At 64.3% G+C, this 17,997-nt stretch carries 6 protein-coding genes; all 6 read right to left on the bottom strand.

Going from position 1 to position 17,997, the window contains the following annotated elements:
- Positions 1-94: 94 nt before the first annotated feature.
- The 6 genes from HAHE_RS04340 to HAHE_RS04315 all read right to left on the bottom strand — a co-directional run bounded on the left by HAHE_RS04340 (position 95) and on the right by HAHE_RS04315 (position 17,988).
- The gene (locus tag HAHE_RS04340) at positions 95-1,420 is read right to left on the bottom strand and encodes a mechanosensitive ion channel family protein (protein ID WP_338688904.1); all 1,326 of its coding nucleotides are present in this window, start codon (positions 1,418-1,420) and stop codon (positions 95-97) included.
- 381 nt (positions 1,421-1,801) lie between these two features.
- Positions 1,802-3,604, bottom strand: coding sequence for an adenylate/guanylate cyclase domain-containing protein (locus tag HAHE_RS04335; RefSeq protein WP_338688902.1), 1,803 nt, complete (start codon positions 3,602-3,604; stop codon positions 1,802-1,804).
- 61 nt (positions 3,605-3,665) lie between these two features.
- The gene (locus HAHE_RS04330) at positions 3,666-4,832 is read right to left on the bottom strand and encodes a hypothetical protein (RefSeq protein WP_338688900.1); all 1,167 of its coding nucleotides are present in this window, start codon (positions 4,830-4,832) and stop codon (positions 3,666-3,668) included.
- The gene (locus HAHE_RS04325) at positions 4,829-13,753 is read right to left on the bottom strand and encodes a PQQ-binding-like beta-propeller repeat protein (protein ID WP_338688898.1); all 8,925 of its coding nucleotides are present in this window, start codon (positions 13,751-13,753) and stop codon (positions 4,829-4,831) included. Before HAHE_RS04325 ends, HAHE_RS04330 begins: the two co-directional genes overlap by 4 nt.
- A gap of 155 nt (positions 13,754-13,908) precedes the next feature.
- Positions 13,909-14,532, bottom strand: a complete 624-nt coding sequence (gene upp, locus HAHE_RS04320) for a uracil phosphoribosyltransferase (RefSeq protein ID WP_343218202.1) — start codon at positions 14,530-14,532, stop codon at positions 13,909-13,911.
- Positions 14,533-14,952: 420 nt separating this feature from the next.
- Positions 14,953-17,988, bottom strand: coding sequence for a sulfatase (locus tag HAHE_RS04315; protein WP_338688894.1), 3,036 nt, complete (start codon positions 17,986-17,988; stop codon positions 14,953-14,955).
- Positions 17,989-17,997 lie beyond the last annotated feature (9 nt).

Genomic DNA, 17,997 nt, shown 5'->3' with positions numbered 1-17,997 from the left:
CCCGGAATTGCGAGGATTGGCCGCTCCCGCAAACCACGGAGATCGTGCAAAACTCACCGCCCGCCGCGCCGAACGCACGATCGGACGACGGGTGCTATTCCTTGTCGCTGAGCAGGTTCTCTTCCTTCGCTCCGGCTTCGGACAACTCGATCTGGCGGTCGAGGGTGTCGTCGGCCCCCGTGTCGGTCGCCGTCCGCGCCGCTGCGGAAGTCGAGCTTCTCATCGGACCTTTTGCTGCCGCTTGGGCGGGCTCGTTTTTCTTCTCGGTGAGATGGACCCGGTAGATCGGCTCCGGCATTTCGATCCCGGCGTCGTCGAAGGTCTCCTTGATCCGACGGATCGCCTCGCTGCGGGTCTTCAGGAAGTCCGAGTCCCTTTGATCGAGCCACGCGAAGAAACGGAGATTCACCGTGCTGTCCCCGAGTTCCTCGACGACCGCCCACGGCGCGGGATCATCGAGGACACCGGTCACCGAGCTGACGGTTTCAAGGCCGAGCTCGCGCGTCGCGACGAGGTCCTGTTCGACCGAGACACCGACGGCGAAGTCGAACCTGCGGCGCGGGTTGCGGGTCAGGTTCAGGAGTTCGGAATCCATGAAGAGGCGGTTCGGAATCCGCAGGTGATTGCCGTCGGGGGTCATCAGCACGGTGTCCCGCGAAGTCAATCGGATGACCTTCCCCTTGCTGCCACCGACCTCGACCACGTCGCCGGGGGAAAACGGGTTGCGCATGCTGAGCAGCACGCCGGCGAGGTAGTTCTCCACAATGTTGCGGAAGGCGAAGCCCAAGGCAATCCCGACGACCCCTGCCACCCCGAGCAGCGCCCCCGCGAGGGCGGTGGCGTCGAGGATCTCGAGGCCGATCGTGATGCCGATCAGCAGGAAGGCCATCCGGATGGTGCGTTGGAGCAGTCCGAGACCGAGGGGGCTGAGACCGAATCGTGACCAGAACGACTTCCGGCCCGCCAGCCAGCGACCGATGGCCCACATCACGAGCGCACTGATGACGGCGATCAGGAAAAGCGGGGCGGCGCGCACTCCCGCTCGCCACAGCGAGTGGGCCTTTTCCATCGCCGGTGAGAGCCGCGACTCGACATCGAGCTGTCGTTCGATGCGGTTGCGCACGAAGACGACGCCTTCGGTCTTTTCAGCGAGTGCCACGGCGACCTCGATATCCTCCGCTTCCCGCGCCGTGCCGCGCAGCGTGACCACGCCTGCGAGAGCGTCGACCTCCAGCGTCTTCAATTCATCCATCTGCGAATAGATCGAGAGCAGTCGCTCGCGGATCGCCTTGTCCGTGACCTCGATGTCGGTCGGGATCACGAGGTCCTCCGGGATGGGGGGCTTGGAATCTCCGGTAGCCAGTTCCTCCGCAGGGTTCTGAGCGCGCAGGAGCGGAAGGCCAAGAATGAGGACCGCCACGAACTGCAGCCAGCGGCGAAGCCACGGTCGGCCTGAGCAGTTGGGTGCTCCGTTTCGCGACCGATGGGGTGTGGCTGTCATTAAGGTGATCGTTAACCCCATCTCATAGGATGATCGAATTCTATTGTCGGCACCGGTACGACGAGGCGACTACAGCGCTTTGCTTTATTCTGTAGCCGTTTCTATGATCTCAATGAAGAGATCGAACCGCGAAAATCGCGAAAGGCCACGAAATCTGAAATGACTTCCTATCTCTGGATTTAGCGGCTTTTCGCGATTTTCGCGGTTCACTTGTATTTCCATTGTTGCCTGAAATCGGTGATCGCCATTCGCTTCCGGGCGGCTACGACATTTCGGAAAAAGCTCCAACACTCTTGTAGTTCAGTCCGTTCCGAGGGTCTGCGGGCTGGACATGTTGCCCCGCTGAATGGCGAACATCGGCACGCGTTCGGCGAAGCCTTTCAGGCTGGCGGTGCCGCGGGTGTCGACGTGGAACTCGTCCTTGGCGGCTCCGGCTACGGCGCTGTCGACGAGCACCTCACCGGCGCCGGCGGCGCTGCAAAGGCGTGCCGCGAGATTCACGCGGTCTCCGAGCACGGTGTAGTTGAGGCGGTCGCTCGAACCCATGCAGCCCGCGACCAGCGGGCCGAATGCCACGCCGATGCCGACGGCGACCTCGCGGGAGGTCGCCGCATCGAGCGAGCGACGTTCCTCAAGCATCGCCACCGCACATCGCGCAGCCCGCAGCGCGTCGTCGCCGTGGGATTGCGGAGTGCCGAAGACCGCCATCACAAGATCGCCGACGAACTTGTCGACCACGCCGCCGTGCTCGTAGACGACGCGTGTCAGTGCGGTCATGTGTTCGTTGAGAAGATCGATCACCTCGGATGGCGGCATGCCGTCGGTCATCGCGGTAAAGCCACGGATGTCGCAGAACAGGACGGCGGCCTCGACGACTTCACCACCGAGCTCGAGTTCGCCTTCCATCAGGCGCCGGGCGACGGTCGGGTCGCTGACCTTTCCGAGCACCTCGTGGTAGCGCTCCTTCAGCGCGAGGTCGCGGGTCATCAGGTTGAAGGCGTCCGAGAGTTTGCCCAGTTCGTCCTTCGACCGCACCTGAACCTGCTCGTCGAATTGACCGCGCCGAACGCGTTCGGTTCCGGCGACCAACGCGGCGATTGGGCGGCTGAATCGCGCGGACAGCACCAGCGCCACGATGCCCGCGACGACCGCGGCGATCAGCGCGAGGCCGGCCACCTTCCAGCGCAGGTCTTCGACGGCGTCGATGAGCGAGCCGATCGGGAAGAGCGTGACTTGGTATCCGCGGCCGAGCGGCGAGTCGGGATTGAGCGGTGCGGTGGCGAGCAGGTAGCGTTCGTTGTCGAGCTCGACGAGTTCGGGTTCGGGATCGTCCCATCCGCTGTCCGCTCTCGTCGCGGCCAGCGTTTCCTTGTCGGCCTCCGTCAGGCCCGAAACGAACCACTCGTCTTCCACGACCACGCCGGTGCGTGCTTCCCGTCCGGAGATCGCTTCGGCCCTTTGGAAGACCTGCTCGTCGCGGGTTTGCGCGTCCATTCCCATGAAGAACCAGCCGAGCATCGTGCCGTCGTCCTCCCGCACGGGCGTGACGACGACCTCCTGCACCCGGCTGCGCGTTTCGCCTTCGCGCTCGTTCTCCACCACCACGTAGGCGACTTCCTGCGACGGCTGGCGGGCGAGTTCGCGGAGCTGCTGTGGCGGCCGCCGTCTCCGCTGTGCCGGAAGGGGTCGTCCGAGCGGCAGCATCTCGCCTTCCAGCGTGATCACGCCCATCAGCGGAAGCTCCGCCGCGCGGCCCGGCCTTGCAGTTCGTCCCTGCTGCGGGTTGCGGACCCTCGATTCCGTTTCTCGTCCGCCGCGGAGCTCTTCGAACTTCTCAAGAAACCCGCGCTCCGGAGTGGTGTCCGGATCGCGCAAGCGTTGCCGGAGCACATCCTGGCCGGCGAGCTTCGAGCAGAGCTCGCGGACTTGTGCGAGTCGCTCGCTGCGGGCCTCTAGCAGACCGCTGATCTGGCTATCGAACCGCTTGGAAACCTCCTCGCGCGTCGAGGTGCGGAACTCCTGCTCGGCGAGGAACAGCACAAGCGCGCTCGCTCCTGCGGTGAGGAGGAAGAGAGCGAGGAACAGCTTCCAGCGGATGCTCACGACGTCCCATCCAAGAGTTTCAGGCGGAGGATGTCGCGCTGATTCGTGAGCCCGCCGGAGATCAGGGGAAGGTGTAGGTTACCGAGAACCCCGTCATGAATCCCGTGGGGTCGATCCGGTAGATGCTCGGGCCTGCCTGAGCCCTGAACTCGCTCGCCGTGTCCAGCCGCAGGTAGGTGCCGACCGCGAGGTTGTTGCCGACGTCGTAAGAGATCTCCGCCTGGGCGTAGATTCCCGGCCGGAACTTTGTCCCCGAGTCACCCTCGGCCCATCGGGCCACCACGGTGGTGCCCGACCGGTTGGTCGCCGACAGCCGCTCCGCCTGGCGTGCCTGCCAGTGATACACGTTGAGAATCAGACCGGCTTGCAGGCTCAGGTCGACCGGGCCGAAGGAGCGCTGGAAGGTCGGACCGAAGGTCAGGCTGAAGACGTCGATGTCGATCGAGTTCCAGACGCGGTTGGAAATCGATCCGGTGTCCGTGAAGAGGAGCACCGGAGTGAGCGAGCGTGATCCCGGTTGGTTGGGAATCAGAGGTCCCGGACCGGCGAGACTTCCGGCATAGCCGGGCGAAGGAGGAATGACTCCGCCGAGTTCGAACCGGTCGACATAGTCCAACCGGTAGTCGTCCCGAAACTGGGTGCCGGTGAAATTCGTGAAGGTCGAGGCGTGGTCGACCTGCGTGAAATCGAAGCCCGCACTCAGGCCGAAACGAAAGCCGGCCACCTGGTAGGGGCTGCGCGCGTCGACTTGGATGTGCGGGGCGAAACCCCGGAGGCTGTCCCGGCTGAAGGGGCCGGAAGAGGGCACGTTGTAGGCATCGCGCCGGATGCTCTGGGCGCCCGTGGCGGAATAGCCCAACTGGTCGCCCTGCACCTGCGAGGCATTGTCATAGCCCCAGAACCAAGTGGAGCCGTCGATGCCCGTTCCGGCATCCTGTCGGACATAGCCGTCATTGTAGAATCGATCGGCGTAAGCGCCCTCGTCACCGATTGGAGGAACCGTCAGCGAGTCATTTCCGACAAAGGACGGAATGATGCCGATGCTGCTGCGGTAGCCCGCGTTGACCTTGAGCTTGCCGACGTTGCGGATCGCCGGGCCGGTGGAGATCGACCATTCCCAATCGCCGGATGATTCGACGGGAGACTTCGCGCTGCCGGCGAAGGCCGGGAGAATCAGCAACGACGACAGCACCAAAGTGCCCGGGCCATGCCTGAGGGAAGATTTCATTCGGTTTCGGGGAGTTCGCGGACACGGTAGAATCGCGAGGACTTGTCGCCGGGTGAGGAGTCGGTTCTGGGAGGGCCCCTGTCGATCCATTGGACGCGGTTGCCAGCCGCCCGGATGCGGGTGGGCGAGGTCTTCCACAGCGTGAAGTCGTCAGAGTACTGAATCTCGTAGAGTGCTCCGGGCACGGAGATGAATTCGATCAGCAAGCCGTCGTCGACCAACTCGCAGCGGTCGACAGCCAAGCCCGGCACTTCGGCGGCTGGATCCTGTTCCGGTAAGGTGACGATTGAGGCAGCGACTTGGGGTTCAAGAACCGTTCCGCGGACCGGAGCGTAGTATTCAAGAATCAGGGTGATCGAAGCTCCAGGTGCCAGCGGCTGCCGGTGCTGGACGGACCACGCGCCTTCAGCTTCGCCGGAAGCGTTGTGAACCTCGACTCCCACGGGGAGCCCCGTGATGGTGAGATCGAATCCGGCGATCTCCCGCAGTGCGGGGTTGGTCACCGTGATCGTGTGCTCGTAGAGTCCCGTCTGCCGGTTCAAGATCATCGATTCCTCGATTTCGAGTGCGGGGAGCGGGTGTGGAGGAACGGTGAAAGTGATGGTGCTTTCAGTCACGTTGCCGACCGGGTCGCTGGCCGAAACGGTCACATCGGACGAACCCGATTCCCAAGGGTTGTAGATCACGGTCAGGTCGCCACTGCCCGGGTCGATGGCAAGGGTGTTGAAGATTTCCGGCCGGGTCACGTCCACGATCGCCCATACCAAGGCGTCGGCGGGATCGGGATCTCCGGTGAACGCGCCGACAGCGAGAGCGAAAGGCGGGGCAGCGACGCCGCTGTTCACCTGATCCGGAAGGTCCGGCGAAAATTCCGGTGCGCCATTGGCGAACCATGCGTGAACCTCGCCGGCGGCATCAACGATGATCAGCTTGCCTTCCGAGTAGCTGAGATTCCCTCCCACCTCGATGACCTGGAGAAGCTCGATGGTTTCCCGGTCGAAGATGTAAGTCCGAGTCTGGGTGGAAACGATAAGATGACCATGAAGCAGCACAGGCTGGGCGATGGCGATGGGGTCCTCGGACGGCAGCACGAACTCCGGCTGCTCAGTGCCGTCTTCGGTGCTGAAAGAACGCACGGTGCTCCCTGCGACCGCATAGATCAGGCTGCCGAAGACGGCCGGATTGCAGTAGGGCAACCCGGGCACGGTCCAAAGACGTTTCTGCCCGATCAGGTCGACGCAGGAAAGCCCGTCCCCGGTTGAGACGAAGGCTCGGTCGCCGCGAATGGTTCCAGAGAAAATGTTCTTCCCGCCGGTGCCGATGCAACTCCAGAGCAGTTTGCCGGTTTCCGGATCGTGTTCGCGCAGGGTGCCCTCGACCCAGCTGAACAACCGGTCGCCGCTGAGGATCGGTGTCCACCTGTCGGACTCCTGCGGCAGGACTTCGTAGAATCGGGATGTCCCGTCGAGATCGAAGCCATATAGCCCGTCGCCATAGCCGCCGCCAATCCAGACTCCTGAATCGCTGACGGCCGGCGAGTCGTAGGACTCGAACTGGGTAATCCAGTTCCCTTCCCAGATGACGGAACCGGTGTCGGCGGCGAGGGACCACAACCGGCTGTTGGAGATGTCACTCTCCTGATAATAGATACGGTCGCGGTGGATGGATGGAGGATTCGCGGAGCGGGTCGAATCGAAAGGCGTCGACCACAGGACTTCACCGCTGTTGAAGTCGAGAGCGAAGACGAGCGACCCGGGAGTGCCGATGCCGCTGACCACGACCCTGCCATCGGCGATGGCGGCTTGGGTGAGCGAGTTCGCCGGGAGCCGTCGCGACCAGACCGGCACGAAGGTGTGCCGCTTGAGTCGTGCCGGATGGAATCCGGAGCGGCGCATCGAGTTGCCGGTGGCAGCCCATGGACCGTTGAACCGGTCGGCAGGTCCGACGGTGACGGTGCTGGTGCGAGAGGTCGCGCCCCCTGCGGCGTTGCTCACTTCCACGTGGTAGGCGCCTTGGTTCCCGGTGCCGGCCTCGGCGATCTCGAGCGTCGGCCGGGTCGCTCCTTGGATCGGTTGGCTGTTGTGGAACCACTGCCATGCGAGCGGTTCGATGCCAGCCGCCTCCGCCCGTAGAACGATGTCCTGTCCGTCTTCTAGAGCAAGGTCGTCCGGCCCTTGGGTAATGATCGGCCGATTCGCCTTCTCGACGACCGTCAACCGGAACGTGTCGTACGACCTCGCGCCGCTCGGATCGGTGACCACCAACTGCAATTCGTGCTGGCTGCCCGCCGGGGCATTCGCGGTGCCCGTCAAGGTGCCCGTTCCATTTCCGAGATCGGTGAACTCGATCCAGTCCGGGAGCTGGGTCGCACCCATCACGAGCCCGTCCGTGCCATCGGCGTCCCCGGCGGAGACTTCGAGATTGAGAAAGCTGCCCGCGACAACCTGCGTCACCGCGGCGGGTTGGAAATACGGCGTGTGATTGGGTGCCGGGTCGAGGTCGAACAGATGTCCCGTGGTGTCGGTGAAGGCTCCGGTGTTGGCGATGCCGGCCCCGACGAACAGCCATCGGTCGCGTGCGGCGAGGGAGAGGCCGAAGTTCCTGCGGCGGACTGAAGGATCGGGTGGCAGGACGGGCACGCCGGGTGACCATGCCGAACCGTCAAAGATGAAGGTGAAGACCGCTCCTGATTCGCCGTCGACTCTTGCTTCAGCGTCGCCGACGAAGAGGCGGTTTCCAGCGAGCGCGATCGCCGACCCGAAGCTCGCGGTGGCTCCCCGCTGGTTGGCGGCCGAGAACGTTGTCTGGAATGCCCATGCTCCGCCGTCGGCTCGCTCGAAAATATGCACCTCGTCGCGGTTGGAGTTCACTACGACAAGGAAGCGGTCGTTCATGGCGAGTTGGCGGATGAAGTCCCGGCTGCCGGCGTCGGGGACTTCGAGCTTCTGCGTCTCCTGCCACCGGCCCGAGACGGGATCGCGGTCGAACATGAAGATTGCCGGGAGGACCGGGTTGCTGAAGCTGAACCGGCCGCCGGAAGTGATGGCCGCTGCGTTGCCGTGAAGGGCGATCGCCGAGCCGAAACGATCGAATTCGCGTTCCTCCGAAGGTACAAGCGCTTGGGTTTGGACCATCGCGGGCTGAGTGGTGTAGGCGATCACCCGGGAGCGGTTGGAGTTCGAAGCGTTGCCTCCCGTCAGCAGCAGGCCTCCGGAAACCGCGAGGCCGGTACCGAGGTCACGATTGATTCCGTCGGGCCTCGGCAGCAGCGAGGTGTGGGCGCGGTTGTAGAGGCTGGCGTCGAAAGAAAAGACCACGCCCGTGGAGCTGTCTTCCGCGGTCTGGCCGGGAAGCGTGTGGTAGCAACGGAACCGGTCGATGAGGGTGCGCTGGCCGGAGGTGGGAATGCCTGCGGGTGGTACGACCGGGTTGTCCTCGATTACCACGGACTCGCCCGAGTCATGGTCGAAGGTCCGCAGCACATAGGAGTTGGAACCCGATCGCGCCAGCAGGTGACCGGGTCCGAATCCCGGATCGTAGGGAATGGCACCTTCGAGCGTGGAGTGCTGCGGGATGCGGATGCCGAACTGATACTCAGGCAGGTCGACCGGTCCACGATCGGAGAACTCGGCGCGGACCGACCAGTCGACGATTTCGCCGCGGATGAACTGAAACGGAATTCCGAGCTGCGGCACGGTCAGTCCACTGAATACAAGGGTTCCCCGGGACGGGCTGCGGAGCGTGACGGTGTAGGCATTCGCGCCATCGACCGGCTGCCAGCTCAGAGTTTCCGGGCTGGCGCCGAGCCACCGGCCGTCGCGCGGGGTGGGACCCGGAAGTTGGATGATCGGGTCGAGCGGGATCGATTCCAGACGGCGGTCGGTCCGGTTGAAGAGAATCAGTCGCCCGCCGTCGGCGGTGAAGGTGGCCTCATCGGCGATGAACGGCAGGTCGTCAACGAAAGTGCCATCGTCGAGCCAGTAGATCGAGGAGGTGCTGACCGCGAGTTGACCGGACGGTGACAGGCAGACGGGTTCCGCGGGGAGCGCGTTCACGATCTCCAGATCCGGGTTGTAGACCGTGTCCCGGCAAACGAGCAGGCTTCCGTCGTTGGTCATCAGGATTTCGTTGAGCGACGCGCTATGGGTCACCTCACCGATCTGAACCGGAGGGGAGAGATTGAGATCATACTTCTTGAGACGGGAAGCGCCCGAGAAGTTCTCGGCGCGGTAGTAGACGTTCCGTGCCGGGTCGATGCGGGTCACGCCGGCCGAACCGCTGAACGAGGTCACCTGCGCCAGTGTGTCGAGATCGAGGGCCCGCACGCTGACCTGGCTGCGCTCGGTTTCGGCGATGAGAAGCCGGCGGTCCGGGTCGATCTCTAGCGTGAAGACATCGTCGCCAAGTTCGAGAGGGGCAAGCTCCGCGAAACTCGCGAGATCCACCACCCGGGTCACCGGGTAGCCGTCATTGGATGCGATCAGGCGATCGGTCACCGGATCAATGACCAGATCGGTGACGTTGCGGCCGATCCGGATCAGATCAAGTACCTCTGCAGATTCGGGATCGATTGCCAGCAGGTGGTTCCAGCCGTTGCTCGGCAGTTGGTCGTTGAGTCCGTAAACCCGTGCCCGGCTCGGATCGATGGCGAGGCGTTCGATGTCCAGCTGGACGACATCGACCTCGACGGGAACCGCGATGGTTTCACCGCCCGACGTGATGGCGATGCTGCCGATCCGGGTGCCGACCGGAAGCCCGGTCGTGTCGATTTCGAACGCAAGTTCCTGAGAGACCGTGCCGGAGGTGCTTTCCAGTCGGATCCAGGCGTCCGAGGTGGATGCTTCCCAGTCGGTGGATCCCGCCGACCGGAAACTCATGATTTGTCGCTCGATCGGACGGCCGGTCAGTGTCGGAATGGTGAATTGGCTCGGGATCGTTTCGATCGGGGCGACGCTGAATTCCCACACGGAGCCGGTCCGGGTGCCGTCGACTCCCTGCATGTCGATCCGCCAGTAGTAAGTCCCACCGATCCCGATGTCGGGCAGGTCTCCCGTCCACCTGGATGAGGTCATCGTTCCGAGGAACTCGGAGCTGTCCGAATCCGCCGCCGCCACGAGGTCGCGATCCGTGCCGAAGAAGACCTTGTAGGAAGCGGCGGTGGCTTCGGGCGCCCACGCAAGTTCGACGTCGTTGATCCGGATCGTGGATCCGTCGGATACGGTGGGAACCACATCACGGTCCGGGAGCGCCGCGAATTCGGAGAGCGGGGTCACCCAGACCTGGCTGTCGAAGGTATAGAGCACCTCGCCGGAGCCGTCGAAAATCCTGCGGTTGCTGAAGGCCGGAAGCCGTCCGACGACGAGCCCGTTGGCGGCATTGTAAAGGTCGCGGTTGGAGGCGACGAATGCCCCGTTGCCGCTGATGGCATGGAGCTGCTGGGGCACCACGTTGAGGAGATTGAGATCGGTGTCGAGGATTCCGCCGTTCCACGCGATCCGCGTCCCGTCGGCGCTGAGCCGCACCGGGAATCCGCCACTGCTGCTGTAGCCGGCGAAGCGGTAACTGGCCAGCTCGGTGAAGCGGTCGCCCGCGAGGTCGAATTTCGAGATGTCGGCGTTCGAGAAGTTGGCGTCGGCGTGGAAGTAGAAGTTTCCGTCGGCGCTGCTGACACCGCTGCCGGCGGGGATGTCTCCGAGTTCGAATTCATCGAGGAGATCACCGTTCGTTGTGTCGACCAGAAGCAGTGCGGACCGGTTCGGTTCGAGAATTTCGACAACGATCCGTCCGTCGGGTCCAGGAGCGAGACTCCGGATTCCGTGCGAGGTCTGGGTGGGCGGCTGACGTGGCTCGAACCGGTAGGTGAAGACCTGCTCGAGCGTGCTACGGTCGAAGCCGTAGATAATGCCGGGGTTCGTTTGCGCGACGTAGATCCGGTCCTCCCGGGCGTGCACCGCCAACGGACTGGCCGCCAGACCGGTCGGGATGACTGTTTCGAAGCCTGATGACGAGGTGTTGTAGGCGACCAGAAAACCGAGTTCGTCAGTTCCCTGCGAGTAGACCCAGATCGTGTCTTCGCCCGGCACGACGTCCATCTCCCGCACCTGCATTCCGAAGACGGTCAACTCCACCGGGATGACGGTGGTCACGCCATTCACGGTCAGCAGCAGGTCGCCGCGATGCACGCCGGTGTCGAGCGCGCTGGCGTCGAGAACGACGGTTGGAGTCGCACTGCCGGCGCCCGATGCCGGTTCCGCGGAGATCCATGGTACGGTCGAGCCCAACTCCCATCCGGTCGACGCGTCGCAGTCGATCGGAAAGGTCTCGAGCCGTCTGGAGGCACCTGCGACAGAACCGGCGATCAGGTCCCTCCGCGGCAGGCTGACCGGCAGCACCGTGAAGGAACGGACCGGATCAAAGTCCGGATCGCTGCCACCCACGGGGATGACCTTCCAGTAGTAAACGGTACCGGCGACGAGGCCCGGGGGAAAAGGTGCCGAATTTCCGCTGAAGCTGCCGAGGTATTCCGGCGATCCGGAAACTGCTGCCGCGACCGCGTCGGGATCCGTGCCGACATAGACCTCGTAGCTCCGCACCTCCCGCGCGGGTGGCCATCGGAGTTCGCCGGGAAGGACTGCTCCTCCGTCATCGGCCGGCTCGAAGCGCATTCCGAGTTCGGCCGGAGTGACCACGCTGTGGAGATCGGTCCAAACCACCTCGCCGTCGCTTCCGATCGAGGTGAACCATGCGTAGTCCGGAGTGAACTGGTTGGGTGCGTATCCGGTGAGGGTCGTGGTGGTATCCTCCCGGAGGTTGTAAATGCGGTTGGAAAGTCCCGCGAGCTCGCCGCCCCGGGTCAGGGCGTAGGCCACAGCGGGAAAGCGGGCGAGCTCGGCATCCAGTGCATCCGGATCAAGCCGGCTGTCCTTGATCACAAGGGTTCTGCCATCCTCGCTCAAGAGGGTTGGGGTGTTGTCGGGATCCCGGCGGAAGGTCCCTCGGTTGCGGATCACCGATCGCGTGAAATTGGAAAGCGTGCCGTCCGGGGCGATGTCGAAGCTCACGGCGTGCGATCCCGTGGACGAGCCGGTCGTATCCTGACGCGTCCACGCGAACAGGCGACTCCGGCCGGAGTCGACCGCGATGTCACCGAATCCATAACTGGTGCCGGGGTCCGTCTGGGGAACGAGATCCGCGGAAAACTTCTGCAGCACGGTTCCGGAGGCGAGGTCGAAGACATGGAGCTTCGGCTGCCGGTCCTCGTCGACGTAGTAGAGGATCGATCCGGGACCGTCGGCGATCCGCCCGTCAAAGGAATCCGGGGACGTCACGAATTCTCCGAGCGGAATCGTTTGGGTGACCGACAGGGTCTCGAGGTCGACCCGCGAAATCGACGGGTCGCTGTTGTTGAGAACGATCAACTCGCTGGCGGTTTCGTTCAGGTCGAAGTCGATCGGCTCGAGGCCCAGCGGGATCGCGGTGGTCTCGGACTGTGTGGCGGGATCGAAAACGAGGAGGAACCCAGGGCGCTCCGCGAGCTTGCTGAGGGCGTAAAGCCGGGGCCGGATCGGGTCGGCGAGGAACGAGATGATGTTTCGAGACTCGACCTCGATCCACACCGGCACGCTGGCGGTGGACGTGCCGTCGCTGACGGCAAGGTGCTCGAGATGCGTGCCCGGGGCGAGTCCGTCGGTCTGCGCTTCGACCTGCCACCGGCCGTCGCCCGTTGGAGTCATGGTCAGCCAATCGGCCGTCGCCGTGACGCTCAGCAAGGGGAGGTTGCTTTCCCCCTCGGCTGGCAGCACTTCGAGTTCCCCGGTTGCGGGGTTGTAGCCCTCGAGTGTGGAGAATTCGAGGTTTTCGGACCCGAGCCGGAAGGGCGGCGGGCTCACCTCGAGGGTGAAGGGTTTCCAGTCCGTCGCCGGGAGGGTGTCGGGGTCGGTGCCGGTTTCCACGATCGCAAACTCGGCGGCGTGAGACCCGATGCCGGAGAGTCCCGCATCGATGACGAAATCGAGCTGGCCGGAGCCGAGCGGCGGAAGCGTCCCGTCGGTCGGTGCTGGTTGGCACCACTCCGGACCGGGAAGGAGGCGACGGAGGTAGGTCTCGGCGAATTCCGAGAGGACGGACCGGTTGTAGGCGGAGCCCTCAGGCCGGGAAAAGTAGAAGTAGTGGAGCGGCGTCGACGGCGGCAGGTTGGAGATGATGTGACCGTCGGACTCGTTCCCGGCGTCGAAGGTCCGCGTCAGCCCCGGCGAGTCGGGAAGCAGAATCAGCTGGTGGACCGACGCACGTCGAAACAACGCCGAGGGAGATGCCGAGTCCGTGATTCTTTTGACGAATGCCCTCCATGGGGTTCCGGCGACCTCGACAGTGAAATCGTCGACCGAGACTTCCGCCGCGGAGCCTTGGTCCGGGCGGCCTTCGATGGCGAACTCGGTGACCCCGGAAAGCTCGCCGGAGAAGATGAACAGTCCGGGTAGTTTGGCGGTCGTGTAGCGGGCGCTGCCGGCACCCGCGGTCACGGTGATCGGAACGAAGTCCGAGTAGTTGATCCGCGAGCCATTGAGGAAGATGCGGTTGCCGGTGTCGCTGAATCCTCCGCTGAGGGTCAACTGGTAACCGCTGGTGCCGCCTGGGAACTCGTAGCGGTCCGGAAGCACCGATAGCAGTGGCTCCGGCGTCTCCCCGAGGTCCGAGAGGAGTCGCTCGATCGGATCCGCCGGGCTGTTCCGGAAGATGACTTCCCATGACAGTGCGGAGGCCGCCTGAGGGTTCTCGATGTCGACCGACACGACCTGCCGACTTCCCAGTGGCAGTTCGAGATCAAGTTCGCCGGGAGGCGGGCTCACTCCGGGCTGTACTGCGAAGCCGGAAACAGTGCTGGAGATGAGGAGCGCGGCGAAGGGAAGGGCGTGTTTCATCTGGATCGGGAAAAGGGGGGGCTTCCGGCGAGGCTCTGCAAACGGTTAGGGCGCGGCAATTCTTAGTTTTCCAGGGAACCCGGAGGTCCGGCTTCCTGGAGGGTGGGCGCCCGCTTGCGCTGTGGGCTTCCCGGCAAACGGAAGCCGGGGAAGCTTCAGGTACCGAAAATCCGGTCACCCGCGTCGCCGAGGCCGGGGAGGATGTATCCCTTGGCATTCAGGCAACGGTCGAGGGCGGCGGTGAAGATGGGGAGGTCGGGGTGTTCGCTTTCGATCGCCTTCACGCCTTCGGGCGCGGCGACCAAGCAGGCGAATCGCAGTCGCGTGGCGCCCGAGTCCCGGAGTTGCCGGATCGCTTCCGAAACCGAGCCGCCGGTGGCGAGCATCGGATCGAGCACGATGACCTCGGCGTCGCCGAGGTCGGGCGGGGTCTTGAAGTAGTAAGGTTCGGGTTGCAGCGTTTCCTCGTTCCGGGCGAGTCCGATGTGGGCGATCGATGCGTCGGGCAGGAGGTCGAGGAAACCGTCGAGGAAGCCGATGCCGGCCCGCAGGATGGGGGCGAGGACGACGGGGCGCGCGAGTTCGACGCCGCTGGTGACTTCGAGCGGCGTCTCGCAGGCGATCGGTCGGGTCTCAAGGCCGGCGGTGACCGCGGGAACCATCAGGGAAGCGACGCGGCGGACCCGTGCGCGGAATTCACGGGACGGGCAGTCCCGGTCGCGCAGGCCGCTCAGTTCGGTCTGGATGACGGGGTGATCGATGACCTCTAGCATGACCAGTGTTTAGGATGGTCGCGCTGCCACGGGAACTCCAAAGCGCACGAAGTCCCGGAGGGTGTGTGGAAGTCCCGAAGAGACATCGGCAGTAGGCCACGAAGAAGTCCCGGAGGGACGCAGGCAGTTAGCCACGGGGTTCACCCCGTGGAATGACCGATGGGAAATTCATCAAGCCCCGTGAGGGGCGCAGGCGGAGTCGTGAGCAATCGGTTTGTCCCGCATCGCCTTCGCCCCTCCCGGGGCTCCAATGTTTCCGCCTGTACGGAACCACGGGGCAAGCCCCGTGGCTAAACGCCATCGCCCCTTCGGGGCTTGAATGCCTTGTCGTCTGCCGAAACACGGGGTGAACCCTGTGACCAACCGCCGCCGGCGCGTTGGGCCTTCATGTTTCGCGCCGCATTGTCGGAGCTGCAAATTGGCACGTCACGGCGTCAGGACCACGCGGTAGAACCTCCGGTCCGAGGTGGCGATGTCGGGGTCGGGAACCGTGGCCGAAGTGCTGGTGCCGGTGGCCGCGATCCCCGTCGCGAGCGTGCTCCAACCGGTCAGTCCGTCGGACACCTCGATGTCGTAGGAGAAGCCTGACTCGCTGTTCCACGTCAGACTGATCTCATCGGTCCCGAGATTCGGAACCGACGATGTGATGCGGAACGTCTGCTCGAACGGCACGCTCACCGCCGGCAAGGTCGAGGCGGACAGGAAAGGCACCGGTGTTCCGCCGTCGGTGATCTGCGAGGGGGCCCAGTCGCTGTCGGTTTGGCCGAGCCAGTTAACGATGTCCTGCGCCATCCCTTCGGCGATTTCACCGTAGAGCAGCCAGTTCGAGTAAGAGCTGCCATCGAGCAGGTCGGTGGTTTCCGAAAGGTCGTCGGTGAGGCAGTACAGCTCCCAGTTGTCGGTGAGCACATCGAGCCCTTCGGTGCCGTCTTCGTCACTGCCGTTTGGATTCGAGTTGCCGACGTAACCGGTGTCGTAGGTGTAGATCAGCTTGTAGTCCTTGCCGTCGATCTTCTTCACCGCCACCTCGCACGGACGGGCCCGCTCGTCGAGGTAGCCGGGGAAGTGATAGAAGACCGTGTCGCGCGCGTCCGGGACGGTGTCGGGATCGGCGGCGTGCGAGAGGAATGACGCGCCGTCGTAGTTCACCGGATCGCCGATGGCGTTCTGAGTCGGCATGGAAAGCTGGGCGGCGTCGACGAAGGTCGGGAAGAAGTCGACCGAGTGGACGAGCGCGTCGGTCTGCTCGCCGGCCGGGATGCCGCCATCCGGCCAGCGCACGATCAGCGGAACCCGCAGGCCGCCTTCGTAGAAGCTGCCCTTGCGGAAGCGGACCGGATCGTTGTCGGTCGGGCCGATGTGGCCGCCGTTGTCGGAGGTGAAAACGACGATGGTGTTCGAGGCGAGACCGCTGTCGTCGAGGAAGGCAAGGATGCGGCCGACCGACTGGTCGAGGTTTTCGAGGATCGCGGCGTAGGGAGCGCTGCCGTGGCGAGGGTCGGTGCTGGTGATCGCCTGGAACTTCGAAAGCAGATCCGGTCGCGACTGCGAGTTGCCGATCGGCGTGTGGACCGCGTAGCTGTGGACCTGGAGGTAGAACGGCCTCGCCGACAGGTTGCCCTTGGCGTGGTCGCGGAGGAAGGCCACGGCGGCGTCGCCGATGCCATCCTGCACGAATTTGTCGGGTGTCGATGGCAGCAGCGTGGTCGGGTCGTTGCCGTTGGCGACCGATACCAGGTTGTCGGTGATGTAGCCGCTCGTGTAGTTCTTCGCGTAGCTCTGCAGTCCGTCGCCGAGCGCGCCGTTGAAGCTCTCGTTGTTGGAGAAGTAGTTGCCCGGGTTGCCGTTCTGTTTGCCGCCGAAGTTGAAGTCGAAACCCTGGTTCTCGGGCAGCGTCGCCGAGCCTCCTTCGTGGTTGCCGACGTGGTACTTCCCGACGTGGGCGGTGACGTAGCCGCCGGCCTGCAGGACCTCGGCGGAGATCAAGTGGCTGGCGGGGATGTCCTCGTTCTGCGACGGACCGGTGAACTGCGGGGCCGACCCGAAGTTCGGGCTGTTGCGGCCGCGGTTGAGCCCGTCGACGTGATAAACGCCATTGCCGTCGCGGCAGGCATACTGGCCGGAAAGGATCGCGGCACGGGTCGGTGCGCAGTTCGGTTGGGCGTAGCAGTGCGTGAACGAAAGCCCTTCGGCGGCGAGCTGCGCCAAATTCGGAGTTTCATAGTAGCCACTGCCGTAGTCGGTGCCGCCGAGCACGTTCGGTCCGTTTCCTCCGATGTTCAGGTCGGTCCAGCCGAGGTCGTCGGCGAGGATGAAGACGATGTTCGGGGCGCCGGCCGGAGCGGCGGGAAACGGGTCGGCCGCCTGCGTGCCGGTGACCGCGAAGACGAGATCGGAGTCGGCATTGATCAACGGCCTCCAACCCTCCGCACTGTTGTTCCGCACACCGCCACCGGTCGGGTAGAGCGGATCATTGCTGATCGGAATGGCGAACTCGGTCGCGCCGACGCCACCGAGCGTGACGACGTACGAGCCGCGCTCGACGACGACCGGGTCAAGCAGTTCGATCTCGAACAGGTCGCCATCGGCCAGTCCGGCCGGAAGCGATGCGATGCCCGTCGCGATCGGGTTGAGCAGCCACGGCACATCATCCATCGCGTGGTACAGTTCGACACTGAAGTTGCCGGGGGTCGTGACGCCGTCGCACTCGAAGACGAAGCTTTCGATCGTGGTCTCGGTGGCCACCGAAAAGCTCTGGCCCTTGAGGTTGCCGTCGGCGATCACCGTGCTGCCTAGGTTCGGTCCCGGATTCGGGTTTTCGGTGATCACGGGCGCTGGCACCGAGCCGACGATCGCGGTGGGCAGGGCGGGGGAGACGGTGAACTCGTTGAGAAGGCAGTCAGCGGAGACCGTCATCTCGATCACCGTGCCGGCCTGGATCACGCCGATGCCACCGGTCACGATCGCGTCGCTGGCGAGCAGGATGTCATCGGCGGGTCCCTGGTTGCCGTCGGCATTGATGGTGAGCGAGGTGCCGGAGGTGAAGGGATTGCTGCCGGAGATGAAGGTCAGCGTGACGACCTCGGTGTTGGTGAAGTTGCCGAAGCGCATCGAGTCGAGCGACACCGCCTTGTCGAAGCTGATGCGGAAGGCCTCGGTCTTGTCGCCTTCGATCCGGGTGTTGTTGGCATCGCTTTCACCATCGGTGCTGACACCCACGCCCTGGCTGTTGGCTCCGATCGTTGGCGTGCCGGATCCGGAGAGCGCTTCGAGCGTGAGCTGGATGCCATCGATGGCCGGCGTGATGATGGCAACGGTCGCGTCGTCGACCTGAACGTTGCCGCTCCCTCCACCCTGGCTGTTGTTGCCGCTGGAGCTGCCGGTCAGGGAGAAGTCGAAGACGGCGGCCGAAGCGGAGGCAGTGAGGACGAGGAGGAGGCAGGGGATCTGGGTTTTGGGCATGCCGGAAAG

Origin of the sequence: Haloferula helveola (genome assembly GCF_037076345.1) — a bacterium.
GTDB lineage: Bacteria > Verrucomicrobiota > Verrucomicrobiia > Verrucomicrobiales > Akkermansiaceae > Haloferula > Haloferula helveola.
This window is presented reverse-complemented; position numbering and strand designations above follow the sequence as displayed.